This window comes from Burkholderia sp. GbtcB21 (assembly GCF_019091065.1).
Classification (GTDB): domain Bacteria; phylum Pseudomonadota; class Gammaproteobacteria; order Burkholderiales; family Burkholderiaceae; genus Burkholderia; species Burkholderia pyrrocinia_C.
On record NZ_JAGXKA010000436.1, the window covers coordinates 1 to 240 of the forward strand.

The window sequence follows — 240 nt, forward strand, 5'->3', positions numbered from 1 at the left end:
TCGCGGGCCGCAGCAGCGCCACGCGCATCGGCTGGAAGAGCTGCGTACTGGAATCCCTGATGGTGCGCGACGGGCAGGCGGACGCCGGGGATACGGCCGACGATCATGCGGTGGTTGCGCGGGCCTTGACCACGCACGTGATGTTCGACTACGGCAGCAAGACCACGGGGCCGGTGCCGGCAGAGTTCAGGGCGCGCGTGCTGTCGTTCCAGTGCGCGATCTGGTGCCGCGACCGGGGGT

Annotated in this window: 1 pseudogene; it reads left to right on the plus strand. The window is 70.0% G+C overall.

Features of this window, described 5'->3' with window-relative positions:
• Positions 1–240 (plus strand): annotated as a pseudogene (locus KVT39_RS37300) (hypothetical protein); the annotation flags it as partial.